The organism is Trinickia symbiotica (genome assembly GCF_002934455.1).
In the GTDB taxonomy this organism is placed as follows: domain Bacteria; phylum Pseudomonadota; class Gammaproteobacteria; order Burkholderiales; family Burkholderiaceae; genus Trinickia; species Trinickia symbiotica.
Window position 1 is genome coordinate 90,556 of the sequence record NZ_PTIR01000001.1, and the last position, 24,450, is coordinate 115,005.

22 protein-coding genes are annotated in these 24,450 nt (G+C 65.5%); 8 read left to right on the forward strand and 14 right to left on the reverse strand.

The window, feature by feature from the left end; translation table 11 throughout:
* Positions 1 to 105: 105 nt before the first annotated feature.
* The 4 genes from B0G57_RS00440 to B0G57_RS00455 form a co-directional block, all read right to left on the reverse strand.
* Positions 106 to 2,037 carry an ABC transporter ATP-binding protein gene (locus B0G57_RS00440; protein ID WP_018438580.1) on the reverse strand — a complete coding sequence of 644 codons (1,932 nt, stop codon included), beginning with the start codon at positions 2,035 to 2,037 and terminating at the stop codon, positions 106 to 108.
* The gene (locus B0G57_RS00445) at positions 2,038 to 3,051 is read right to left on the reverse strand and encodes an ABC transporter permease (protein WP_018438581.1); all 1,014 of its coding nucleotides are present in this window, start codon (positions 3,049 to 3,051) and stop codon (positions 2,038 to 2,040) included.
* The gene (locus tag B0G57_RS00450; RefSeq protein WP_018438582.1) at positions 3,048 to 4,001 is read right to left on the reverse strand and encodes an ABC transporter permease; all 954 of its coding nucleotides are present in this window, start codon (positions 3,999 to 4,001) and stop codon (positions 3,048 to 3,050) included. The genes B0G57_RS00445 and B0G57_RS00450 overlap by 4 nt, the downstream gene beginning before the upstream one ends.
* A gap of 160 nt (positions 4,002 to 4,161) precedes the next feature.
* The gene (locus B0G57_RS00455) at positions 4,162 to 5,742 is read right to left on the reverse strand and encodes an ABC transporter substrate-binding protein (RefSeq protein WP_018438583.1); all 1,581 of its coding nucleotides are present in this window, start codon (positions 5,740 to 5,742) and stop codon (positions 4,162 to 4,164) included.
* Positions 5,743 to 6,228: 486 nt separating this feature from the next.
* Between B0G57_RS00455 and B0G57_RS00460 the strand changes: the two genes are divergently transcribed.
* Positions 6,229 to 7,629 carry an aspartate aminotransferase family protein gene (locus B0G57_RS00460; RefSeq protein ID WP_018438585.1) on the forward strand — a complete coding sequence of 467 codons (1,401 nt, stop codon included), beginning with the start codon at positions 6,229 to 6,231 and terminating at the stop codon, positions 7,627 to 7,629.
* A 103-nt stretch (positions 7,630 to 7,732) separates the two neighbouring features.
* Positions 7,733 to 8,230 carry an Lrp/AsnC family transcriptional regulator gene (locus B0G57_RS00465; RefSeq protein ID WP_026229281.1) on the forward strand — a complete coding sequence of 166 codons (498 nt, stop codon included), beginning with the start codon at positions 7,733 to 7,735 and terminating at the stop codon, positions 8,228 to 8,230.
* A gap of 15 nt (positions 8,231 to 8,245) precedes the next feature.
* Here B0G57_RS00465 and B0G57_RS00470 read toward each other — a convergent pair whose 3' ends face one another.
* The 10 genes from B0G57_RS00470 to B0G57_RS00515 all read right to left on the reverse strand — a co-directional run bounded on the left by B0G57_RS00470 (position 8,246) and on the right by B0G57_RS00515 (position 18,243).
* Positions 8,246 to 9,433: an NAD(P)/FAD-dependent oxidoreductase gene (locus B0G57_RS00470; RefSeq protein WP_018438587.1), complete on the reverse strand. Its 1,188-nt coding sequence runs from the start codon at positions 9,431 to 9,433 to the stop codon at positions 8,246 to 8,248.
* Positions 9,430 to 10,809, reverse strand: coding sequence for an FAD/NAD(P)-dependent oxidoreductase (locus B0G57_RS00475; RefSeq protein ID WP_026229282.1), 1,380 nt, complete (start codon positions 10,807 to 10,809; stop codon positions 9,430 to 9,432). Before B0G57_RS00475 ends, B0G57_RS00470 begins: the two co-directional genes overlap by 4 nt.
* The gene (locus tag B0G57_RS00480) at positions 10,788 to 11,099 is read right to left on the reverse strand and encodes a (2Fe-2S)-binding protein (protein ID WP_018438589.1); all 312 of its coding nucleotides are present in this window, start codon (positions 11,097 to 11,099) and stop codon (positions 10,788 to 10,790) included. The genes B0G57_RS00475 and B0G57_RS00480 overlap by 22 nt, the downstream gene beginning before the upstream one ends.
* The gene (locus tag B0G57_RS00485) at positions 11,096 to 11,872 is read right to left on the reverse strand and encodes an amino acid ABC transporter ATP-binding protein (protein WP_018438590.1); all 777 of its coding nucleotides are present in this window, start codon (positions 11,870 to 11,872) and stop codon (positions 11,096 to 11,098) included. Before B0G57_RS00485 ends, B0G57_RS00480 begins: the two co-directional genes overlap by 4 nt.
* 39 nt (positions 11,873 to 11,911) lie before the next feature.
* Entirely contained in the window at positions 11,912 to 12,568 is a 657-nt protein-coding gene (locus B0G57_RS00490; RefSeq protein WP_018438591.1) for an amino acid ABC transporter permease, read from the reverse strand.
* 57 nt (positions 12,569 to 12,625) lie between these two features.
* A complete protein-coding gene (locus B0G57_RS00495) occupies positions 12,626 to 13,429 on the reverse strand; it encodes an ABC transporter substrate-binding protein (RefSeq protein ID WP_018438592.1) in 804 nt (267 codons plus the stop codon).
* A 73-nt stretch (positions 13,430 to 13,502) separates the two neighbouring features.
* Positions 13,503 to 14,780, reverse strand: coding sequence for an NAD(P)/FAD-dependent oxidoreductase (locus tag B0G57_RS00500; RefSeq protein WP_018438593.1), 1,278 nt, complete (start codon positions 14,778 to 14,780; stop codon positions 13,503 to 13,505).
* Positions 14,781 to 14,853: 73 nt separating this feature from the next.
* Entirely contained in the window at positions 14,854 to 15,522 is a 669-nt protein-coding gene (locus B0G57_RS00505) for a haloacid dehalogenase type II (RefSeq protein ID WP_018438594.1), read from the reverse strand.
* A 127-nt stretch (positions 15,523 to 15,649) separates the two neighbouring features.
* Positions 15,650 to 17,143 (reverse strand): aldehyde dehydrogenase family protein, encoded by a 1,494-nt coding sequence (locus B0G57_RS00510; RefSeq protein ID WP_018438595.1) that lies wholly within the window; start codon positions 17,141 to 17,143, stop codon positions 15,650 to 15,652.
* Positions 17,144 to 17,628: 485 nt separating this feature from the next.
* Positions 17,629 to 18,243, reverse strand: coding sequence for a cupin domain-containing protein (locus B0G57_RS00515; protein ID WP_020565961.1), 615 nt, complete (start codon positions 18,241 to 18,243; stop codon positions 17,629 to 17,631).
* Positions 18,244 to 18,547: 304 nt separating this feature from the next.
* On the opposite strand from B0G57_RS00515, the gene B0G57_RS00520 reads away from it, so the two are divergent.
* The 6 genes from B0G57_RS00520 to B0G57_RS00545 all read left to right on the forward strand — a co-directional run bounded on the left by B0G57_RS00520 (position 18,548) and on the right by B0G57_RS00545 (position 24,396).
* A complete protein-coding gene (locus tag B0G57_RS00520) occupies positions 18,548 to 19,432 on the forward strand; it encodes a GNAT family N-acetyltransferase (RefSeq protein WP_026229283.1) in 885 nt (294 codons plus the stop codon).
* Between the two features lie 22 nt (positions 19,433 to 19,454).
* Positions 19,455 to 20,378: a 2-hydroxyacid dehydrogenase gene (locus B0G57_RS00525; RefSeq protein WP_018438598.1), complete on the forward strand. Its 924-nt coding sequence runs from the start codon at positions 19,455 to 19,457 to the stop codon at positions 20,376 to 20,378.
* 85 nt (positions 20,379 to 20,463) lie between these two features.
* Positions 20,464 to 21,552 (forward strand): tartrate dehydrogenase, encoded by a 1,089-nt coding sequence (locus B0G57_RS00530; protein ID WP_018438599.1) that lies wholly within the window; start codon positions 20,464 to 20,466, stop codon positions 21,550 to 21,552.
* A 30-nt stretch (positions 21,553 to 21,582) separates the two neighbouring features.
* Positions 21,583 to 23,061: an NAD-dependent succinate-semialdehyde dehydrogenase gene (locus B0G57_RS00535; protein WP_018438600.1), complete on the forward strand. Its 1,479-nt coding sequence runs from the start codon at positions 21,583 to 21,585 to the stop codon at positions 23,059 to 23,061.
* A gap of 1 nt (position 23,062) precedes the next feature.
* On the forward strand, positions 23,063 to 24,055 hold the full coding sequence (locus B0G57_RS00540) for a M14 family metallopeptidase (protein ID WP_018438601.1): 993 nt from the start codon (positions 23,063 to 23,065) through the stop codon (positions 24,053 to 24,055).
* Positions 24,052 to 24,396, forward strand: coding sequence for a cupin domain-containing protein (locus B0G57_RS00545; protein ID WP_018438602.1), 345 nt, complete (start codon positions 24,052 to 24,054; stop codon positions 24,394 to 24,396). The genes B0G57_RS00540 and B0G57_RS00545 overlap by 4 nt, the downstream gene beginning before the upstream one ends.
* The last annotated feature ends 54 nt before the right edge of the window (positions 24,397 to 24,450 follow it).

Consider the following 24,450-nt stretch of genomic DNA (forward strand, 5'->3'; position numbering starts at 1 on the left):
GCCCCGGGACGGGTGCCCTCGGGGCGGCGGTCAAAGCCTGCTGGAGCGAGCGTCACGGCCGCAGCCTGCGCGGCCGGTGCGGCGGGTCTTCGCATGAAACGCCGACTACTGCTGCTGCACCGTCACGCGCGGCGAGGACGCGTCCGCTGTCGTGCCGTCCGCGAGCGGCAATATCTGGTATCGCTCGAGCTCGTCTTCGCCGCGGTGGCACAACACCTGCGCGCCGTTCGCGAGCGTTCGCGGAGTCGGCGCCGTGCGGTTGCACACACCGTCGATTCGCATCGGACAGCGCGCGAGGAACGTGCATAGTTCCGGGTCATCGGCGGACGAGCCGATCGGCGCGAGCGTCTGGTGACAGCGCTCGCTCGCTTCGTCCAGCCAGCCGGCGCGCAGCTCAGGCGCCGACGATACGAGCAAATGCGAGTACGGGTGGTACGGCGGCGCCGAGAGCGCGTCGCGATCGCCGGTCTCGATGCAACGGCCCGCGTACAGCACGACGATGTCGTCGCTGATCGCGCGCACCTTTGCGATGTCGTGCGTGATGAAGAGGTACGAGACGCCGAGCTTCTTCTGCAGATCGCGCAGCAGATCCAGAATCGCCGCGCCGACTACCGTATCGAGCGCTGAGGTCACTTCGTCGCAGAGGATCAGGTCGGGCTCGGCCGCGAGCGCGCGCGCCAGATTCACGCGCTGCTTCTGGCCGCCCGAGAGCTCGCCCGTGCGCCGCTGCGCGAGCGCGGCCGGCAGGCGCACGAGCTCGAGCAGCTCGGCGACGCGGCGACGCGCCGCCTCGCCCTTCATGCCGTGATAGAACTTCAGCGGCCGCGCGAGCGTGCGCTCGACGGTATGCACCGGATTCAGCGCCGTGTCGGCGTTCTGAAACACGATCTGAATACGGCGAAACTGCTCGCGCGTGCGGCGGTTCAAGTCGCCCGCCAGCGGTTCGCCGTCGAGCAGCAGGCTGCCGCCCGCGATCGGCACGAGCCCCGCGATCACCTTCGCGATCGTCGTCTTGCCCGAGCCCGACTCGCCGATCACGCCGACCGTCTGTCCGCGGCGAATGACAAGGTCCACTTCGTTCAGGATCACCTTCGCCGGCCAACCCTTCGTATCCTTGCGACCGTAACCCGCCGTCAGGCGGCGCACCTCGAGCAACGGGGCGCTCGTCTGCGATGCCTCCAGCGTCGCGGTTGCTTCGGAGGCCACCGGCGTCACGGCGGCGACGAGGCTTTGCGTATACGGGTGCGCCGGCGCATGCAGGATCTGCTCCGTCGCACCGGCTTCGCGGATCTGACCATCGCTCAGCACGACGATGCGATCGGCCATCTGCGCGACCACCGCCAGATCGTGCGACACGTAGACGGCCGTCATGCCGTACTGGCGAATCACGCGCTTGAATGCCTGCAGCACGTCGATCTGAGTGGTGACGTCGAGCGCGGTGGTCGGTTCGTCGAAAATCACGAGCTCAGGGTCGGTAATCAGCGCCATCGCGGCCATCAGCCGTTGCAACTGGCCGCCCGACACCTGGTGCGGGTAGCGCCGGCCGATCGTCTCGGGCTCCGGCAACGCGAGCGCGCGGAACAACTCGATCGCCTTCGCCTGAGCGGCGCGCTTGCCGAGCGTGCCATGGATCAGCGCGCTTTCGATCACCTGATCCATGATCGTGCGCGACGGATTGAACGCAGCCGCCGCGCTCTGCGCGATATAGGCGACCTTGCGGCCGCGCAGGGCGGCGAGCCCCTTCGCCGAAAGCGCGCGAACGTCCGTGTCGCCCACGCGAATCGATCCGCCCGTAATGCGGCAGCCGCCGCGCGCATGCCCCATCAGCGACAGCGCGATCGTCGTCTTGCCCGAGCCCGATTCGCCGATCAACGCGAGCACTTCGCCGCGCGCGATGTCGAAGTCGATGTCGTGGACGATCGTCGTATCCGGCTCGCCCGGCCGGTGCCCGGCCACGCGCAGACCGCGCACCTCGACGAGATTGCCGTTCGCCCGCAAAGCGGCTTCGGCGGCGAGGTTGGAGAGTTCGTCGCTCATTCAGTGCCCTCCTTCCGCATTCGCCGCCTGCTTGCGCCGCGCGCCCCAATGCGGCAAGCCGTCGATCAGCAGGTTGACGCCGACCGTCAGCACCGCGATCGCAAGCGCGGGCAGGATCGTGACCGGCACGCCTTCGCCGAGCCCCGCGATGTTTTCGCGCACGAGCGAACCGAGGTCCGCGTAGGGCGGCTGCACGCCGAGACCAAGGAAGCTCAGGCTGCTCAAGAGCAGCACGACGAACGTGAAGCGCAGCCCCGTATCGGCGAGCATCGGGTGAATCATGTTCGGCAGCATCTCGAAGCAGGCGATGTAGAGCGCGCTCTCGCCGCGCGCCCGGGCGACCTGCACGTACTCCAGCGTGCCGATGTTGACCGCAAGCGATCGAGCGATCCGGTATGAGCCCGGCATATAGCTGATCGCCGCCGTCAGGATCAGCAGCGTCAGCGACGAGCCGAACGCGGCCACGATCATCAGCGCGAACATCTTCGATGGAATCGACGTGATCGCATCGAGCAGCCGGCTCATCGTCTCGTCGATGCGGCGGCCGGCCACCGCGGCAAGCAGACCGAGCGTCGTGCCGGTGATGGCCGCGAGCAACGCCGAAGCGAGTGCCAGCACGACGGTGAGCCGCGTGCCGTAGATGATGCGGGTCAGCATGTCGCGGCCGAGGTAGTCCGAGCCGAGCGGCAGCTTCGCGCTGAAGCCCGCGAACACATCATTCGTGACGATCTCGCCTACCTGATGCGGCGCGATCCATGGCGCGAAGGCCGCGACGAAGAGCGCGCAGCAGACCATCGCAAAGCCGATCCAGCCGCCCGTCGAGAGGCCCATGCGCTGCGTCAACCTGCGGCGCCGCGCGGGCTCACGCGGCGGCGGCATCGGCGCTCCGCCGCCCCACGGCCGCGACGGCTCGGCGCCGGGCGGCAACGCGCTGCTGCGCTGCACGGGATCGACGGCATCCGGCCGGGCGGGCTGTCGCCTCGGTTGCTGAGAGAACGGTCGAAGCATCGTCATGTCCGCAGCCTCGGATTCGAAAGAATGGCGCAAAGGTCGGCCAGCAGCACGAGCGCCAGATAGCCGAGACAGAAGAGCAGCGTGCACGCCTGCACGAGCGGGAAGTCGCGGTTGCTGACCGCATCAACCATCAGGCTCGCGAGGCCGGGGTAGTTGAAGATCGTCTCGACGACGATTACGCCGCCAAGCAGGTACGACAGGCTCAGCGCGATCGCGTTGGCGATGGGCCCGATCGCGTTCGGCAGCGCATGCCGAAGCACGACGCGCGTGGGGCTTGCGCCCTTGAGCATCGCCATCTCGACATACGACGAGCTCAGTTGCTCGATCACCGCCGCGCGCGTCATGCGCGCCATTTGCGCGATCACGACCGCGCACAGCGTGACGACCGGCATCGCATAGGCACGTAGGAAATCGTGCAGGCTGTCGATCTCGCCGCTATACGACAGCGCGGAAAGCCAGTGGAGCTTCACGGCGAGCACGAACACCGCGACCGTCGCGATCAGGAACTCGGGCGTCGCGACGAGCGAGAGCGTGCCGAGGCTCACGATCCGATCGACGAGCGACTCGCGCTTCACCGCGGCGACGATGCCGGCCGACACCGCGATCGGCACTGAGACGGCCGTCGTGATCGCCGCGAGCGTCAGCGACTTCGGCAGCCTTCCCGAGATCAATTCGGTCACCGGCAGGTTGTTCGACAGGGAGACGCCGAAATTGCCGTGTAGAAGGCCTGCGAGCCAGTGCAGATAGCGCAGCCACGCGGGCTGATCGAGACCGAACTGCTGGCGCAGCGCCGCGATCGTCTCGGCTGTCGCCGACTGGCCGAGCGCGGCCTGCGCGGCATCGCCCGGCAGCAGGTTCGTGATCGCGAAAATGATGATCGAGACGATCACCAGCGTGAGCGCGGTGACCGCGATGCGTCGGCCGATCAACTCGACGATGTTGCGGTTCATCTGCGAGGCCCTCCCTGGATGCGACGGGGCGTGGGCGCGGAAAGACGCCCGGCCGGGCCCGTCGCAGCCCTCATCAGAGCATGCGGCGGACAGGACGAAAATCCGGCGGACTACCGTGTCGCCGCGCGCCGCGGCAGCCGCCCTCCAAGTCATGAGCCGATCAAGCGTTCCACCACACGTGCTCGGCGAACATGAAGCCCATCATCGCGCCGCTCGGGATGGAAGCGAGCCCCTGCAAGCGTTTGTCGTGCGCATCGATCAAGCTCAGGAACGTCGGGATGCCGATGCCGCACTGCTCCGACACCAGGGCCTGCATGTCGCCGTACATCTGCTTGCGCTTCGCGTCGTCGGTTTCCGAGCGCGCGGCGGCGAGCAGCTGATCGAACTTGGGATCCTTCCAGCCGGACTCGTTCCACGGCGCGTCGGACTTGAAGAACTGCGTGAAGAGCACGTCGGCGCTCGAGCGCGGGTTGATGCTGCCGAAGCCGAGCGGGTGTTTCATCCAGTGGTTCGACCAGTAGCCGTCGGCAGGCACGCGGTTGATCGTCAGGTTGACACCGATCTTCGCGGCCGACTGCTGCAGCAGCTCGCCCATCTCGATCGAACCGTTGGCGTCGGACGTCGCGTAGATCGGCGGCAGCGGCGTCCCGATCGCGCCCGCCTTTTGGAAGTGGAATTTGGCCTTGTCGAGATCGAACGGGCGCTGCGGCAGCGACGCGTTGAAATAGCGGTGACCCGGCGGGATCGGCTGATCGTTGCCGACCACCGCGTAGCCGCGGAACACGGCAGTCCTCACCTGGTCGCGGTCGAACAGGTATTTCATGCCCTGCACGAAGTCGGGGTTACCCGAGAGCGGATTGTCGCGACGCATGATGAGATCGGTGTAGAGGCCCGATTTTGTCTCCTTCACCTCGTAACCCTCCGTCGACGCGATGCGCTGCGTCGAGCGCGGGTCGACCGCGGCGATTAGCTGCACGTCGCCCGAGAGCAGCGCGTTCACGCGCGCCGCGCCGTCGCCGATGCCGATCAGTTCGATCTGGTCGAGGTACGGGCCGCCGCCCGTCTTCCAGAAACTGCCATTACGCACACCGATCGTCGACACGCCCGGCTTGAACGACTTGACCTTGTAGGGTCCGGTGCCGTTCGCGGTCGTAAAGTCGCTCGTGCCGTCCTTGATGATCACTAACTGCGGCGTCGCGAGGATCACCGGCAGGTCCGCGTTGGGGGAGACGAGCGTGAGCGTCACTTCGTTGGGACCCGTCTGCTTCGCGTCGGCGAACTGGTCCGCGAGCGTCTTCACTTTCGAGCCAACCGCGGCATTCTTGTGGCGCATCAGCGAGTAAACGACGTCGGCCGGCGCGAGCGGCTTGCCATCGTGGAACGTCACGCCCTTGCGCAGCTTGATCACCCACGTCTTTGCGTCGCTGGTATCGACCGCCTCGGCGAGATTCATCTGCGGCGTGAGCGACGCATCGAGCTGCGTCAGGCTGCTGTAGAACATGAAAAAGCGGATGTAGTCGGCGCCCGTCGAGCCCTTCGCCGGATCGAGCGTATCGGCCGTCGACGACGAGTCGTACGCGACCCGGATCTTGCCGCCCTTCTTCGGCGTGGGGGCGGCGAGCGCGGACGTGGCACCCGTCAGCAAGCTCCCCGCACCAACGGCGGCCATGCCGGTCGCGGCCAGCAAACGCAATGCTTCGCGGCGGCTGATACCACCTTTTTCGATTTCGTCGTCGTACATGAGAACTGCTCCTCACTCGAAGAATGGGACGTGGGATTTCCAGCTTTCGTCTTCGACGGAACACGCGTGCTGGTCGCGGTCCGACGCTGCTGCATGAATCGATTTAAGCACCGCAAAAAATGGCAGATGTCGCATATCGCTGGGTCCGACCATTCGAAATGACGGTTTTGGGTAGGCTTTGCAGCATGTTTTGCCATACCTCGCGTTGACCCTTACCCGCACGCCACCCCGCGGGCCCCCGGCCACACCGTTTCGGGCGTCGTCCTCCGCGCGCTTCGCGCCCGGCCCGCTGGGCGCCACCGCCTCTTGAACTTCGGCGCCCGCGTCCCGCCGCGCTATTAAGCGGCCGCAGCACAAAATGCTGTCAACCGGATGCAAAACGCGACGCGCGCACTCTTTCGGGGATTTTTTGGCAAAGCGGTGCGCACACCGCTCTCGCTACCATCGAGCAGTCCAGTGCCACCTCATAACGGGGGAAATCCCATCATGTCCAGTTCATCGCTCATCGACGCCGACCGCAAGCACCTCATTCACCCGGTCATCAACTATCGCGCGCACGAAGCGCGCGGCGCCACCGTGCTCGAGTCGGGCCACGGCGCTTACCTGCGCGACATCGACGGCAACGAGTTGCTCGACGCATTCGCGGGCCTCTGGTGCGTCAATGTCGGCTACGGCCAGCAAAGCATCGTCGATGCGGCGACGCGGCAGATGACGAAGCTGCCCTACGCAACCACCTATTTCCATTTTTCGTCGGAGCCCGCGATCGAGCTCGCGGAGAAGCTCGTCTCGCTCGCGCCCGCTTCGCTGCGGCGCGTCTATTTCACGCTCGGCGGCTCGGACGCGATCGACTCGGCTGTCCGGTTCATCACGCATTACTTCAACGCGACGGGCCGCCCGTCCAAAAAACAGATGATTGCGCTGGAGCGCGGTTATCACGGCTCGTCGTCGGTCGGCTCCGGCCTCACCGCGTTGCCCGCGTTCCATCGCCACTTCGACTTGCCGCTGCCGCATCAGCATCATCTGCCGTCGCCGTACGCGTACCGCCAGGCGAACGGCGACGATCCGCAAGCGCTCATCGCGGCATCGGTCGCGGCGCTCGAGGCGAAGGTCGCGGCACTGGGCGCCGACAACGTTGCCGCGTTCTTCTGCGAGCCTATCCAGGGCTCGGGCGGCGTCATCGTGCCGCCGGCCGGCTGGCTCAAAGCGATGCGCGACGCGTGCCGACGCCTTGGCATCCTGTTCGTCGCCGACGAGGTGATCACCGGCTTCGGCCGCACAGGCCCACTCTTCGCGTGTGAGGCGGAAGGCGTGGAGCCGGACCTGATGACGGTCGCGAAGGGGCTGACCTCAGGGTATGCCCCGATGGGTGCCGTGCTGATATCCGACGAGATCTACCAGGGCATTGCCGGGGACGCGCGCGATACCGCGGTCGTCGGTCACGGCCAGACCTACTCCGCACATCCGGTCAGCGCCGCGATCGCGCTGGAAGTGCTGCGCCTCTATCACGAAGGGGGTCTGCTCGCGAACGGCCAGGCGCAGGCGCCGCGCTTCGCGGCCGGGCTCGACGGTCTGCTCGAACATCCGCTCGTCGGCGACTCGCGGCACCGGGGGCTGCTTGGCGCGTTGGAGCTCGTGGCCGACAAGGATTCGCGCGCGCGTTTCGATGCCTCGCTGAAACTGCCCGAGCGCATCGCCGCGGCCGCTTATCGCAACCGCCTCATATTCCGCGCGTTCGGCGACAACATTCTCGGTTTCGCGCCGGCGCTCTGCTATACCGAGGCGGACTTCGACGAGCTCTTCGCGCGTCTCGAGCGCACGCTCGACGAAGTGCTCGACGAAGCGGAAGTGCGAGCGGCGCTGCGCTCCGCCAGCCGCGCGGCGGCCTGACCCGGCGGGCGCTGGACGCGCTTGGGCGCGTGATAACATCGGTCTGCTCGACACGACGTGCGGTGCGAAGCGAATCCTTCGACAGGCAGACCGATAGATGACGATGAGCGGTGACACGAAACTGGACCGAATCGACCTGCGTATTCTTTCGCAACTCCAGAAGAGAGGCCGCATCACCAACGTCGAGCTGGCCGACGCCGTGGGGCTCTCGCCGAGCCCCTGCCTGATCCGCGTGAAGCGGCTCGAGAAGGCCGGCTATATCGTCGGTTACGGCGCGCATATCCAGCTGCAGAAGCTCGGCGACGTGCAGATCGTGTTCACCGAGGTCACGCTCGCCGACCACCGCCGCGAAGACTTCGCGAAGTTCGAGGCGGCGATCCGCCCCGTCGACGAGATCGTCGAATGCCATCTGGCGAGCGGCGGCTACGACTACCTGCTGAAGTTCGTCACCCGCAGCGTCAACCACTATCAAAGCGTGATCGAAGGGCTGCTCGAGCGCGACATCGGCATCGAGAAGTATTTCAGCTACGTGATCATCAAGACGCCGTTCGTCAAGACCGAGTATCCGCTCGAGTCGCTGTTCTCACGGCAGCATCAGTAATCGCGCGCGCAACCCTCACGCGGTCCGCGTAGCCGAGTGGCCCGCCGCGTCGTCATGCGCGGCGGCGGCGCCCGTCGCGAAACGGCGGATGTCGAACGGCTCGATCGGCGTGCTGGTCGCACCTGTATCGATGAGCTCGGCCATCGTGTCGCCGACGCCCGGCCCGAGCTGAAAGCCGTGCCCGCAGAAACCGAACGCGTAAAAGAGGCCGCTCGTCGTGCCGCTCGCGCCCATGATCGGCCGATCGTCGGGCATGTAGCCCTCCACACCGCTCCATACCCGAATGATGTTGAGCTTGCGCAGCATCGGCGCGACACGCTGCGCCTGGCGGAACTGCAGCAGCGTGTTCTGCGGCAGCACCTTCGCGCGGCGTTCGTCGAGAAATGCCGGCGCACGCGCGCAACCACCGATCACGATGTTGCCGCGCGTGACCTGGCGGAAATAGACGATTTCCTCCGTGTGCGGCGACGACACGCCGACGACCGGCTGGAGCGCGTACGGCACGGGCTCGGTCACGCACATCTGCGGACCGTTCACGGCGATCGGCACCGACTCGCCGAACTGCTGCGAGAGCAGGTTTCCCCACGCGCCCGCGGTGATCAACAGCACCGGCGCATGGAACGTGCGGCCGTCCGCGCTCGTCGCGCGAAACTCGTTGCCCTCCTTCTCGACCGTCACGACGTCGCAGTTCTCGACGATCCGTGCGCCGAGCCGAGCCGCGGCGCGGCCGAACGCGGGCGCCGCGAGCCGCGGATTGGCGTGGCCGTCCATTTGCGAGTATGAACCGGCGAGCACTTCGGGCCCGAGGAACGGAAAGCGCTGATGAAGCGCGTCGCCGCGCATGAGGTCGAGTTTCAGGCCGTAGTGCGCCGCTTCCTTCGCATACGCCTCGAACTGGTCCGCCTGTTCCTCGCGATAGCAGACCCGCACGTGGCCCGACATCAGGAACTCCGCATCGTGCTGAATCAGCTCGGGCAGACGTCCCCAGATTTCACGCGAGCGGTTCGCGAGCGGTAGCTGCGGCAAAAAGCGCCCCTGCCGGCGCACGTTGCCGAAGTTCGTGCCGCTCGCCTGCTGTCCGACGAGCTGCCGCTCGAGCAGGATCACCGACCGGCCCCGCTTTCTCAGAAAGAAGGCGGTCGCGGCGCCCATGAAGCCGCCGCCCACGATCAGGACATCGGCTTGCGCGCGGTGAGTATTCATTCGGCGTCCTCCACGGTCGCGATCGAGAGCGGCTTGACGGGCGCCTGCCCGCGCAGTCGCCCCACTTGTTCGAGCGGCACGTTCGCCGCGGCCGCGATGATCTCGGCGCCGGCATGGCCGCAGTAGCGGCCCTGACAGCGCCCCATCCCGACCCGACTGAACGCCTTCGCGCGGTTCGCTTCCTGCGCGCCCTCCTCGCGCACGACGCGGCGCAGCTCGCCCGCCGTGATGCCTTCACAACGGCACACGACCGTGTCGTCACTGAGCCGCGCCGCCTGCTCGACGGGCCATGCGAACGCCTCGACGAGACCGAGCCGGAAACGATCCATTTTGCGCTGTTCGCGCTTGAGTGTCTCGAGTGTCGCGGCCGGAACCTCGTGGCCGAGGTCGATCAGCGCCGCATAGGCGGCGAGCCGCCCCGCGATCTCGGCGCCGTCCGCGCCCAGCACGCGCGCGCCGTCGCCCGCGATGTAGACGCCCTTTTCGCTGGCGCGGCCCAGTTCGTCGATCCGCGGTACCCATTGGCGCGTCGTGGCGTCGAAGCGGAACGCACAGCGCGCGAGGTCGGCGAGCTGTGTCTCGGACCGCAGGTGATAGCCGAGCCCGACGGCATCGCAATCGATCTGCTCTACTAGGTTACCGTTCGCGGCGCGATAGCGCACGCCCCGCACGCCGTCGGTCGGATCGCCGACGATTTCGACCGGCTCGATGCCGTTCGCGATCATCACGCCCGAACGCTTGAGCGACGAGACGAGCGCACTGCCCTTGCGCAGAACGTCGAAGCGCGCGAGCAGCTTCGGCAACGCGCGCAGCCGCGCGCTCGTCTTCGACGTATCGAGCAGGGCCGCCACTTCAGCCCCCGCCTGAATATATTGGTTCGCGACGAGATAGAGCAGCGGCCCGGTACCCATGAAGACGACACGGCGGCCGATCGCGCAGGCCTGCGATTTGAGCGCGATCTGCGCGGCGCCGAGGCTGTAGGTGCCGGCCAACTGCCAGCCCTTCACGGGCATCAACCGATCGGTCGCGCCGGGGCACAGGATCAGCGCATCGTACGGCAGCGCGCTCGCATGGCCGTCTCTGACGATATGCAGCTTGCCCTGCGCGACGTTCCACGCGAGCGTCTGCGGGCGATAGTCCAGCCGTCCGCGCAGCCGCTCGAACGTCTCGTGCAGGCTCTCGGCACGCGACGCCTCGGTGCCGTACAGCTTCGCATAGGGTCGCGTGAAGCCCTCCGGCTGGCGCCGATAGATTTGTCCGCCATCGCGGCGGCCCTCATCGACGACGACCGGGCGAACGCCCGCCGCGAGCAGCGTTTCGGCACAGCGTACGCCGGCCGGCCCCGCGCCGACGATCACGATACGAGTTTCACCCATTGCGCCTCCGGTTGAGTCGTCACGATCCGCATGCCCGCTTCGACGACGGTCGTGCATGCGCGCAGCCGCTCGCCGTCGTGCGTCCAGACCCAGCAGTCCTGACATGCGCCCATCAGGCAAAAGCCCGCGCGCTTTTCATCGCCGAACTCCGACTGGCGCACGTGCCGCACCGAGCAGAGCATCGCGGTGAGCAGCGTATCGCCGGCGAGCGCTTCGACCTGCGCGCCGTCGATCGTCAGCGTGACTTTCTCGCGGCCGGTTTCGCCGAGCCGCACGAATCGTCCGTTCATGCCACTGCTCCTGTCGCGCCGTTTGGCGCGTGTGGGGCTTCGACGCGGTTCGTCAGCACATGACGCAGAAACTCGCGCGTGCGTGCTTCGCGCGGCGAGCAGAGCACCTGCTGCGCGCTGCCTTCCTCGATGATGAGGCCCGCGTGCAGGAAGCAAACACGATCGGCCACTTCACGCGCGAAGCCCATTTCGTGCGTGACCACGAGCATCGTCATGCCTTCGCGCGCGAGCGTGCGCATGACGCTCAACACTTCGCCGACGAGTTCCGGATCGAGCGCTGAAGTCGGCTCGTCGAAGAGGATCGCCTTCGGCTTCATCGCGAGCGACCGCGCGATCGCGACGCGCTGCTGCTGACCGCCCGACAGTTGGTGCGGATAGGCGTCGAGCTTTTCCCCAAGCCCGACCTTGTGCAGCAGCTCGATCGCCTCGCGCCGCGCTTGCTCGCGCGGTTCGCGCTTCACGTGCACCGGCCCCTCCATCACGTTCTCGAGCGCCGTGCGGTGCGGGAACAAGTTGAAGCGCTGGAACACCATGCCAACCTGCGTGCGAAGCTGGTTGATGTGGCGCGAGCGCTGCTCGACGCGCTGATCCAACAGCGTGATCTCCCCCGAATCGTATGACTCGAGCGCGTTGATGCAGCGCAGGAGCGTCGACTTGCCCGAGCCCGACGCGCCGATCAGGCAGACCACTTCGCCGTGCTCGATCCTGAGCGTGATGCCCTTGAGCACGGGCACCGCGCCGAAGCTCTTGTGCACGTCCCTGATTTCGATCATTTCAATCTCGCTTCGACTTCATTGGATCCTCGTCGGGCCTCAACGCGCCCTGTGCCGGCCGAATCGGCGCTCGAGCGAGCGCGTCATGCTCATCAGGGGCAGGCTCATCGCCAGATAGCCGAGCGCGACGAGCGTGTAGACAGTCATGTTCTGGAACGTCGACGCGGCGATCAGCTGGCCCTCGCGCGTCATCTCCGCCACCGTGATCGTCGAGGCGAGCGACGAGTCCTTCAGCATCATCACGAGCGTGTTGCTGTACGGTGGTAGAGCGACCTTGATTGCCTGCGGCAGAATCACGCGCACCATCGTTTTCACGCGGCCCATGCCGATCGACTGCGCCGCCTCGAACTGCCCCGGATCGACCGCCTCGATGCCCGAGCGGATGATCTCCGCGACGTAGGTGGAGTAGCCGAAGCCGAGGCCGATGATGCTTGCCTCGAGCGCCGACACCTGCACATGAACGTCGGGCAGGACGAAGTAAATGTAAAACAGCAGCACGATCATCGGCAGGCCGCGCACGACGTTGATCATCGCGCTGACCACGCGCACGACCCTCGGGTAACGCGACATCTTCAGCAACGCCCAGACGAGGCCGAGCGCCGTGCTCAGCAGCAGGCAACCGAGGGTGATGAAGATACTCATCACCGCACCCTGGAGCAGAATGGGTACAAAGTCGACTATATCGTGCCAACGCATGTCTTGCCTTTTGCAATCGCTCGTTGCGGTCTCATTGCGGTCTTTTCGTCGGCTCGATCAACCGGCGAGGTGCCACTTTTTCAGGATCGCATCGAGCGAGCCATCCGCCTTCATTTTCGTGAGCGCGTCGTTGATTTTCGTGAGCAGTTCGCTGTTGCCCTTCTTCACCGCGATGGCTATGTCGAACTTCTTCATCGGCACGTAGTCGTCGTCCACGCGTGTCCCGGCGAGCGCGCCCGCCGCTTCCTGCGCCTTCAGAATCGGGTAGTCGTTGAAGCCCGCCGCGATGCGGCCGAGCGCGACGTCGCGCGTCATGTCCGCGGGACTGTCGTACATCTTGACTTCCTTGAAGATGCCGAGCTTCATGAGTTGATCGCCGTAGTCCGTACCCGTTCCCGCGCCGACCGACAAGCCTTTCAGGTCCTGCACCGAGCGGTAATTGGTCTTGTTCGACTCCTTGACGATGATCCCTTCACCGAACGCGGTGACCGGCTGCGAGAAATCGACGACCTCGGCGCGCTTCGGCGTCGGCGTCATGCCGGCGACGATGATGTCGATCTTGCCCGACACGACCGACTGGATCAGCGCTGAAAACGGCACCGCGTCGTACGACACGTTGAAGCCTTCGCGCTTGCCGATTTCCTTCACGACGTCGGGCATCAAACCTTCGATCTTCTGCGTCTTCACGTCCATGAACGTGGTCGGTGCGCTCGACGGCGGCGAGCCCGCCGTGAGCGTTTGCTGATCGGCGGCGTGGGCGGCGCCGAACATCATCGACAGTGCGACGCCGGCACCGGCCAGGAAACGTTGAACGGCGTGCGGGCGGACGGCGGAAGCGGACTCAAAGCTGAAACGCGACATGGGATCTCCTCAGGGATTGACCTTCAATGTGTTTTCGGCCGTACCGTTTACTCGGTACGGCTCGTGACACCGTTCAATGCAGCACATCCTGCAACCGGTAATACGCGCCGACGAGCGGCAGGAACCAGGCACGCCCGAAATGTCCCGGAATCGCCGGCCATTCGAGCGTTCGCCACGGGTTGCGCGCGGCGGAGCCGAACATCACGTCGGCCATCACTCGCCCCATGTGCACGGACATTTGCACACCGTGGCCGCTATAGCCCATCGAATAGAACAAGCCCTCGTGCTGCCCCGCGCGCGGCAGGCGGTCTATCGTCATGTCGACGAGGCCGCCCCAGCAGTAGTCGATGCGGACGTCCGCAAGCTGCGGGAAATAGGTCACGAGGCCTTCGCGCAGAATGCGGCCGCTCTTTTCGTCCGAGCGCGGATTCGACATCGCGAAGCGCGCGCGGCCGCCGAACAGCAGGCGCTCGTCCGGCGTCGCACGAAAATAGTTGCCGATATGGCGGGTGGTCACGTAGGAGCGGCGCGTCGGCAGCAGCGCGTCGAGGCGCGCCTTGCCGAGCGGCTCCGTCGCGACGATGAAGCTGCCGACCGGCGCGAGCCGGCGGCGGAACCACTGCAGCGGCCCGACCTGCGAGGCGCCGGTGGCGATCAGCACACGGTCGGCACGCAGCGTGCCGCGCGCGCACTCGAGCTCGAACGTGTTGCCGCCGAGCGGCTTGAGACCCGTGACGGGCGTTTCCTCGAAGATCCGCGCACCGCGGCGCGCGGCCGCTTCGCCGAGCCCGACACCGAATTTTCCCATGTGCATCTGCATGCCATTGCGCTGCACGAGACCGCCGAAGAAGCCGTCCGAGGCAACCTCGTCGTGAATGCGCTCGGGCGGAACGAGCTCGACGTCCGGATCGACTTCTCGCTTGAGCACTTCGTACGACTTCGCGAGCGACGCGAAATGCTGCGGCTTCGCCGCAAGCTTGATCTTGCCGCTTTGCCGCAGGTCGCAGTCGATCTGCTCTTCCACGATGATCGACTTGACCGTCTCCACGGCGCCCGCATAGGCACGATAGAACTCCGATGCGCGTTCATTGCCGATGCGCGCGGCGAGCGATGCGTAGTCTTGCGCAACGCCGGTATTGCAATGGCCGCCGTTGCGGCCCGACGCCTGCGCGGCCAGCCGCCCCGCCTCGAGCACAACCACCGACTTGCCGCGCTTGGCCAGCTCGAGCGCGGCCGACAGTCCGGTGAAACCGCCGCCGACCACCGCCACGTCGACGCGTCCCGCGAGCGGTCCTTGCGCGGGCTGCGAGAAACGCGGCGCCGTATCGAGCCAGTACGAGTCGAGCTTCATCCTGATGTCCTGTTGCGTTTGCTGCCGATTGGCGGCACGCGAGTGGTGGCTTAGCGGGTCTGCCCGGCCCGAATCACAGGCCGAGCAGCGACGCGAGTTCCGGAATGCCCTTGACCTCGTTGACCTGGTAGTACGGATTGAGCGGCTCATGGCCACGGTTGACGAAAGCCTTGTGCTTGATGCCCATGTCGTAGGCGGTCATCAGGTCGTAGCGGAAGCTCGACGAGACATGCAGCACGTCTTCCGGATTGCAGTCGAGCTGCGAGAACATGTATTCGAACGCCTTTTGCAGAGGCTTGTACGCTTGCGCCTGCTGCGCGGTGTAGACCTTGTGGAACGGCGCGCCGAGCTTGTCGACATTGCTCTGAATCTGATCGTTCGACGCGTTCGACAGGATGACAAGCTTGTACTTCTTCGCAAGGCGCGAGAGCCCGTCCGGCACGTCAGGATGCGGGCCCCACGTCGGCACGGCTTCATAGATTCTCTCGGCGGTCGCGAGGTCGAACGGCACACCCGTGCGCTCACAGGTGCGGCGAACCGAGTTCACGACCACGTCGCGATACGGTTTCCATGCGCCGAGCACTTCATCGAGCCGGTAGCCGCGGAAGAACTCGACGAATTCGTCCATTTTCGCGTGGTCCAGCTTGTCGCCGTAAAGCTGACGCGCCGTCTGGGCCATCTGAAAGTTCGTCAGCGTGCCATAGCAGTCGAATGTGATGTACTTCGGCTCGAAATCGATCATGGTCAAATTCCTGTCGTCGTGCGAACCCGCTGCGGGTTCAAGTTGGCCTTCATCTTTCTGATGCGCCGCTCATTGCAGTGAACGCCGCGCGCGGTGCATCAGGCTGCCTCTCTCCGCGTCGGCGCGATTACATCGCGTCGAAGTCGATCAGCACGCTCTTGTGACGCATGCTGGCTTCCAGCGCCTGCCGCCCGAGATCCTTGCCGATACCCGACTGCTTGAATCCGCCGGTCGGAATGATCATGTCGCCGCTGCGGCCGTAACGGTTGATCCAGATCGTGCCCGCCGCGATACGGCGCATCGCGCGCAGTGCCTGACCGATATCGCTCGTATGGACGCCCGCGCACAGGCCGTACGTCGGGTGGCCGGCGAGCGCGATCCCCTCCTCCTCGTCCTCGAACGTCTGCACCGTCAGCACCGGGCCGAACAACTCCTCGCGCACCGCGGGCGTGGCTTCAGTCACGTTGGCAAGCAGCGTCGGCCGATGGAAACAGCCGTCGCCCGTATCCTCGAAATAACCACCGCCGAAGATCACTTCGGCGCCGCTCGCGCGGCTTTCTTCGATCAGCGAATCGATCCGCTTGGCCTGGCCGCGGCTGATGAGGGGCGAGTAGCGCGTCGTGCTATGCCACAGGGGCCCGGGCGCAATCGGTGTCAGCAAACGCTGCACCGCGTCGAGCAATGGCTCGGCGATGCGCTTGTGCACGATCAACCGCGTACCGGCGACACAGACCTGGCCGCCGTTGGTCGTGAAGCCGCGAGCAATACAACGCGCCGTGTGCTCTAGGTTCGTCAGACGTTCGAACACCAGTTGCGGGCTTTTACCGCCGAGCTCCAGCGTGACCGGCTTCGTTCCATGCAGCGCGGCGTCGCTCATGATCGCGGCGCCGGTACGCGTCGAACCGGTGAAGCTGACTTTGGAAACGTCGGGGTGGCGCGTGATCGCCGCTCCCGTCGTCGCGCCGTGGCCGTTCACGACGTTGAAGATGCCGGGCGGCATGCCGGCTTCGATCGCGAGCTCCGCCAGGCGCAGCGTGGAGAATGGCGTCATTTCCGACGGCTTCAGCACGACCGCGTTGCCGGCCGCGAGTGCGGGCCCGCATTTCCACGAGCACGTCGACAGCGGGAAATTCCACGGCGCAATCGCGCCGATGACACCGTAAGGCTCGGCCGTCACGAAGCCCAGACTGTCGCGACGCGTCGCCGCGACGTCGCCGCCGAGCTTGTCGGCAAGCTCGGCGAAGAAGCGGATCGCATCCGCCGTGAACGGCACGTCGAATGAGTACGCTTCGGCCACCGGGCGCGTCGAGCTCACCGTCTCGAGCTGGGCGAGACTCACCTTGTTCCGTTCGATCAGTTCGGCCCAGCGCGTGAGCACCCTTGCGCGCTCGCGCGGCGACTGCGTCGCCCAGCTGCTCGTCTTCCACGCATGCAGCGCGTTGCTCACCGCATAATCGACCGTGGAGGCGGAAGCATCGGGAACGTAGCCGAGCAATTGACCATCGGATGGACGGTAGACGGCGATCTGCGGCTCATTGGTCGAGTGGTACGCACCGCCAATGAAGTGTCCCTGCGGCAATGGGACGGTAGACGGATCGAAATCGAGTGACGGTGTGGACATGCTTAGCCTATGCGTAACTTCGAAGCATGTAGTGAGATGCCGACATCGCCTGTCTCCTCCGGCACATCACCACCAGTTGTTGTTGCGCCTGCTCATCGCGCTGCTACTCCCGCAATGAACGAGCACCGAGCGGATTTCATTATAGTGAACGCGAAATGAATTCCTAGTGGTCAAAAATAAATCTTCGAAAAAACTTGTGGTGCGGCGCGCAAGAGATCCGTTCATCCCGGTCGGCAAGCGATCATGTGAAGTGTTCGACACGCAGCATTGGCGCCGCACGCGCTGATTTGAACGGGGGCGCTGCAATGCAGCGGAGTTCAATGGTGCGGGAGGTTCAGACTGTGGCTGAAGGAGGAGTCCGCGACTGCACCGGATGAACAAAGATGCAGCGCGGACGCGCTGGAATGAACGACTACGCTGAACGATCGCGCGTCATCGAAGGGATGAAAGTAACAACGCGGAACGGATCCGGTGAGTACGACGGATCAGAGATGAACGACCGGCGGCTGCGTGTTCATGATCCACAGCAGGCGCGCCGTCTTGCCGCTTTCGTTGCGCACGCTGTGCGGGACCGTGCTCTTGAACTGGAAACTGTCACCGGTCCGCAACTCGGCGCGGCGATCGCCGACGTTGAGCACCACCGTGCCTTCGAGCACCAGGCCGGCTTTTTCGCCCACACCGATGAGGACCTCTTCGGAGCCCGCGCCCGGCGGCAGCAAGATGATCATCATCTTCAGATCATGCTCGCCGTGCGGCGACAGCAGTTCTTTCTGCATGCCGTTCTTGCCGACCTCGAAGATAGGCCGCTCGGCCGCCTTGCGCACGAAGTCGCCTGTGACGGGATCCGATATGGCGTCATCCGCCTCGAGCAGCGTCGCAAGAGGCACGGCCAGCGCCTGCCGCAGCCGCTCGAGAATGCGCACCGACGGATTCGCCTTGTTGCGCTCGACCTGGCTCACGGTACCGACCGACACGCCGGCACGCATCGCGAGCTCATTGACCGACAGTCCCTGAGCGACGCGCAGCGCCCGCAGGCGGGCGCCGACGTCGGCGTGGCTCGGTTCGGCCGCGCGCTTCTTGCTGAGCTGTGTTCGCTGCATATGATCCCTGTTCAAAACGACGCGGATGGTCCCGACCTCCGCTTCCACGCACATCTGATCGCTTGCATGCCGGCGCTCGTCCAGCGCGAAGCGACGTTTTGGCTGCCGCCGGTACGACGAACGCTCGACGATCTTGCTCATTATATTGAATAATGCGACATTGTAGTGAACGCCGACCTTTGCGGCCTTCTGCCGACCGGTCGGTCTCGAGACAAACAGATCGTCCTATCAACCGCCCGGCGACAATCGAACAGTGGAACGCGTCGCACGGCCCAGGGCGATCGGCCGCCAACAGGAGCGCTCAGTGTCCGAACCACTCGTCAAGCAGACCCCGACCTATCGAGCCTTTACGTCCGACGACATTGCCGCCGCCCATGCGCTGTCGCTTGCCGTGCGGTGGCCGCATCGCGCGGAAGACTGGCGCTTCATGTTCGATGCCGGTGCCGGCTTCGTCGCGGAAGACGACGGCGCCGTGATCGGCACGGCCCTCTACTGGAAGTTCGGCGTCGACCGCGGCACGCTCGGGCTCGTGATCGTATCGCCCGAACAACAGGGGCGGGGAATCGGCCGCAAGCTGATGGAGCTGGTGCTCGAAGCGCTCGGCAACCGTATCACGTTCCTGCATGCGACAGCCGCCGGCAAGCCGCTCTACGAGAAGCTCGGCTTCAGCGAGTGCGGCACGCTCGCTCAGTATCAAGGCGCGATCGGCAACGTGCAGCCGGTCATGCCGCCAGTTGGAGATCGACTGCGCCCGCTGACAAGTGACGACGTGCCGAAGGTCATCGAAATGGCATCGCATGCGAGCGGGCTCGATCGCAGCGCGACGATCCCCGCGCTGCTCGATGTCGCGCAGGGCGTCGTGCTCGAACGCGACGGCGAGCTGGTGGGCTTTTCGCTGTTCCGCCGTTTCGGTCGCGGTTATGTAATCGGCCCTGTCGCAGCGACGCCTTCGCCCGACGATCAGCGCGCGAAGTCGCTGATCGCGCATTGGCTCGCGAAACACGCCGGCGAGTTCGTGCGTATCGACGTGCCGGGCGGCACCGGCCTCAACGACTGGCTGATCGCGCTTGGCATGGCGCGCATCGACTCGGTCGTGAAGATGGTGCGCAATGCACCTGCCGATGCGCACAGCGATCAGCACGATACGCCGTATCGCGCGTTCGGCATCATCAATCAGGCCATGGCATAGCGACGTGAGCGATATTAGGGATATGACTGTGCTCTACAAGGCCGACCCCGTGCGCGGCGCGATCTGGGCGGAGCGCTTCGCGCAGCTCGCGCCGGATACGCCGTTTCGCGTCTGGCCCGACATCGGAGACCCCGCCGCCGTTCGCTATCTGATCGCCTGGCAACCGGACGATCTGGCAATCACGCTACCCAATCTCGAGGTCGTTTTCTCGGTGGGAGCCGGCGTCGATCAGCTCGATCTCGCGCGCATTCCCGCGCATCTGCCGGTCGTGCGCATGATCGAGCCGGGCATCGTGGAAGGCATGGTCGAGTACGTGACCGAGGCGGTGCTGGCCATCCATCGAGACCTCTTCGACTACGCACTGCAGCAGCAGGCGCGCGTGTGGAAACCCATGCCGCTGCGGCCGGCCGCAGCGCGGCGCGTCGGCGTGCTGGGGCTCGGCATGCTTGGCACCGCGGTGCCCGAGCGGCTGCGTCTTTTCGGGTTCGCGTGCGCAGGGTGGAGCCGCTCGCCGCGCGCTATCCCGGGCGTCGAATGCTTCGCGGGTGAAGGCGCGCTCGATGCGTTTCTCGCGCGCACCGATGTGCTGATCTGCCTGCTCCCGCTCACCGACGCGACGCGCGGCCTGCTCGATCGACGTATTTTCGCTATGCTGCCGAGAGGCGCATCGCTCGTGCATGTAGGCCGCGGACCGCAACTGGTCACGGCGGATCTGCTCGATGCGCTGAACCGCGGCCAGATTCACAGCGCAGTGATCGACGTGACCGACCCCGAGCCTTTGCCGGCCGATCATCCGCTCTGGGGCCAGCCGCGCGTGCGGATCACACCGCACATCGCGAGCGCTACGCGCGCCGATACGGCTGTCGATGTCGTACTGGAGAATTTGCGCCGTCATCGGGCAGGCGAGCCGATGATCGGCGAGATCGACCGGGCGCGCGGATACTGAGCCGAGCCCGGCGAGCCGAACGACGATTTTGTTCTTGCCGTGCGCAAAGCGTCGAAGCTGTGCGCAGGCCCTCAAGGAGACATGTATGGCCCGGACTTACCGCATTGCCGTCATCCCCGGCGACGGCATCGGCACGGAAGTGATGCCCGAAGGGGTGCGCGTGCTCGACGCCGCCCGCGAGCGTTTCGGCATCGGCATCGACTACCGCCATATCGAATGGGCATCGTGCGACTACTACGAGCAACACGGCCAGATGATGCCCGACGATTGGAAGGCACAGTTGCAGGACTGCGATGCCATCCTTTTCGGCGCGGTCGGCTGGCCCGCGAAGGTCCCCGATCATATTTCCCTCTGGGGATCGCTGCTGAAATTTCGGCGCGAATTCGACCAATACGTGAACCTGCGCCCCGCACGCCTCTTCGAAGGCGTACCCAGCCCGCTCGCGAACCGCAAGCCCGGCGACATCGACTTCATGATCGTGCGAGAGAACACCGAGGGCGAGTATTCCTCGGTAGGCGGTACAATGTTCGAGGGTACCGAGCGCGAAGTCGTGATGCAGCAGTCGATCTTCACGCGCCACGGCACCGAGCGCGTCATGAAGTTCGCGTTCGAACTCGCACGGCGCCGCGCGAAAAAGCTCACCGTCGCGACGAAGAGCAACGGCATCTCGATCAGCATGCCATGGTGGGACGCACGCGCCGACGAGATGGCCGCGCGCTATCCCGACGTCAAGATGGACCGCCAGCACATCGACATCCTCTGCGCGCGCTTCGTGCTCAATCCGGACCGCTTCGACGTCGTCGTCGCATCGAATCTGTTCGGCGACATCCTCTCGGATCTCGGCCCCGCCTGTACCGGCACGATCGGCATCGCGCCGTCGGGCAACCTCAATCCTGACCGGCGCTTTCCGTCGCTGTTCGAGCCAGTGCACGGCTCGGCGCCCGACATCGCCGGCAAGGGCATCGCGAACCCGATCGCGATGATCTGGTCCGCGGCGATGATGCTCGATTTTCTCGGCAACGGCACGGGCGCGGAACATGACGCGCACGATGCGATCGTCGCGGCGATCACGCACATCCTCAAGGAAGGCCCGCGCACGGGCGACCTGGGCGGCGGCGCGTCGACGAAGGATGTCGGCGCGGCGATCGCGGCGCATGTCGTGCAAGCTCGCTAACGCAGCAGGAACGCAGCAGGAGACACTCGGATGAGCATCAATCTTGAAGAGCAGGCCCGCGCGCTGATCCGCGCCGACAATTTCATCGACGGCCAGTGGGTCGCCGCGGCGAGCGGGCGGCGCTTCGCCGTCACCGATCCCGCTACCGGCAAGCTAATTGCCGACGTTGCCGACAGCGGGCCGGCCGATGCAGGCGCCGCCGCGGACGCCGCGGCGAAAGCGTTGCCGGCTTGGCGCGCCAAGCTGCCGAAGGAGCGCGCCGCGGTGCTGCACCGCTGGCATGCGCTGATCGTCGAGCAACAGGACGCGCTCGGCGCGCTGATCTCACTCGAACAGGGGAAGCCGCTCGCCGAAGGCCGAGGCGAAGTGGCGTATGGCGCGTCGTACGTCGCGTGGTTCGCGGACGAAGCCACGCGCATCTACGGCGACGTGATTCCGCAGCAGCAGCGCGGCAAGCGCATGAGCGCGATCAAGGAACCCATCGGCGTCGTCGCGGCGATCACGCCGTGGAATTTCCCGCTGGCGATGATCGCGCGCAAAATCGCGCCCGCGCTCGCCGCGGGCTGCACCGTCGTCGCGAAGCCCGCGGAGGATACGCCGCTGACCGCCATCGCGCTCGTCATGCTCGCGCATGAGGCGGGCGTGCCCGACGGCGTGCTCAACCTGATCTCGGCGTCGCGCGAGTCGGCCGCCGAGACGGTAGGCGAATGGCTCGCCGATGGCCGCGTGCGCAAGATCACGTTCACGGGCTCGACGCCGGTCGGCAAACACCTGGCGCGCGAATCCGCGGGCACGCTGAAGAAGCTTTCGCTGGAGCTGGGCGGCAATGCGCCTTTCATCGTGTTCGACGATGCGGACCTCGATGCGGCCGTGACAGGTCTCTTGGCCGCGAAATTCCGCAACGGCGGGCAGACCTGCGTGTGCCCTAACCGCATCTACGTGCAGCGCGGCGTCTATGAGCGCTTTTCCGCGCTGCTGAGCGCGAAAGTGGCCGAGCTGCAAGTCGGCCCCGCGAGCGATCCGGCGTCACAGATCGGCCCGATGATCAACGCTCGCGCGGTCGACAAGATCGCGCGTCACGTCGAGGATGCGGTCGCTAACGGCGCGCTCGTGCTGACGGGCGGCAAGCGCCTGACGGAACTTGGGCCGCACTACTACGCGCCGACGGTGCTGGGAAACGCGACGCCGGACATGATGCTCTGCTGCGAGGAAACATTCGGACCTGTCGCGCCGCTCTTCCCGTTCGACACCGAGCAGGAAGCGGTGGACGCCGCGAACGATACCCCGTTCGGCCTCGCATCGTACTTCTATAGCCAGGACGTACGCCGCATCGATCGCGTATCGCGGGCGCTCGAGGCGGGCATCGTCGGCATCAACGAAGGTGCGCTCGCGTCGGAAGCGGCGCCTTTCGGCGGCGTGAAGGAATCCGGCTACGGCCGTGAAGGCTCGAAGTACGGCCTCGATGACTATCTGTCGATCAAGTATCTCTGCCAGGGAGGGCTGGAATAAGATGGATGCCTATCCGATCGAAGTCGATTTCCCCGATATCGCCCCGCATGCGCCCGGCAATACGGGCGTCCCCTACGTCTACACGTTCGATTCCGGCGTGGCCGGTCCGCACGTGATGATCAACGCGCTCACGCACGGCAATGAAGTCTGCGGCGCGATCGTCGTCGATGAATTGTTGCGCGGGCAATTGCGCCCCCGCCGCGGCAAACTCACGCTCTCGTTCGCGAACGTCAATGCCTATGCGCGTTTCGATCGCGCGATACCCGACAAGGCGCGCTTCGTCGATCAGGATTTCAATCGCGTATGGACCGCCGCGAAGCTCGACGATCTCGCGACGCGCTCGTCGGAGCTCGATCGTGCACGCGCGATGCGACCCGTGGTCGATACCGTCGATCTGCTCCTCGATCTGCACTCGATGCACGAGAAGAGCTTGCCGCTGATCGTCGCGGGTCCGCTGAAAAAAGGCATCGAGCTTGCGGTGCGCCTCGGCACGCCTGCCACGGTGATCTGCGACGAGGGCCATCCCGAAGGCCGCCGCATGCGCGATTACGAAGGCTTCGGCGACGAAGCTAGCCAGAAGAACGCCCTTCTCATCGAATGCGGCCAGCACTGGGAGAAAAGCGCCGTCACGGTGGCTCGTGACTGCACCGCGCGCTTCCTGTTGCTGGCAGGGATCGTCGACGAAAACGATCTACCGTCCGGATGGATCGTGCCGCTGCCCGATGAAATGCGCGTCGTGCGCGTGACGCAACCGGTCGTCGCGAAGAGCATGGATTTTCGTTTCGCGGCGCCGTACACGGGCCTCGAAGTATTCGACAAGGCCGGCACGGTGATCGGCTGGTCCGACGGAGAACCCGTCGCCACGCCTTACGACGATTGCGTGCTAGTGATGCCGTCGCTGCGCCAGTTGCGGCCCGGCGTCACCGTGGTCCGGCTGGGCCGAATCGAACAGCGTATCGATCTCTCCACGCGCAAACAAGGAAAAGCAACGTGAAAGTCCAGCAAATCAAGCAAGCCGTTCGACTCGATGCGCTGGAGGACTGGGGCGTCGCCGGACTACCGGGAACGGAGCCGGCCCGGGTATCGGGCCGTCAGTACGTGATTCCGGGCAGCGAAGCAATCGATACAGGCGTCTTCGAGTGCACGCCCGGCACCTATCGGCGCTCGGTCAAGCAGGCGGAAGTGATGCACTTCATTGCCGGCTCGGGCACGTTCACGCCCTATGGTGAAGAGACGATTCACTTTCGCAGCGGCGATACCTTGTTCTTCGAAGCGAACACCGAAGGACTGTGGAAGGTCGACGAAACGATCCGGAAAGTCTATGTGATCTTTTAAAGGCTGAGTCTGGCGACCGCACGACCCATTACGTCGCTCATGTCGCTCCCCGTT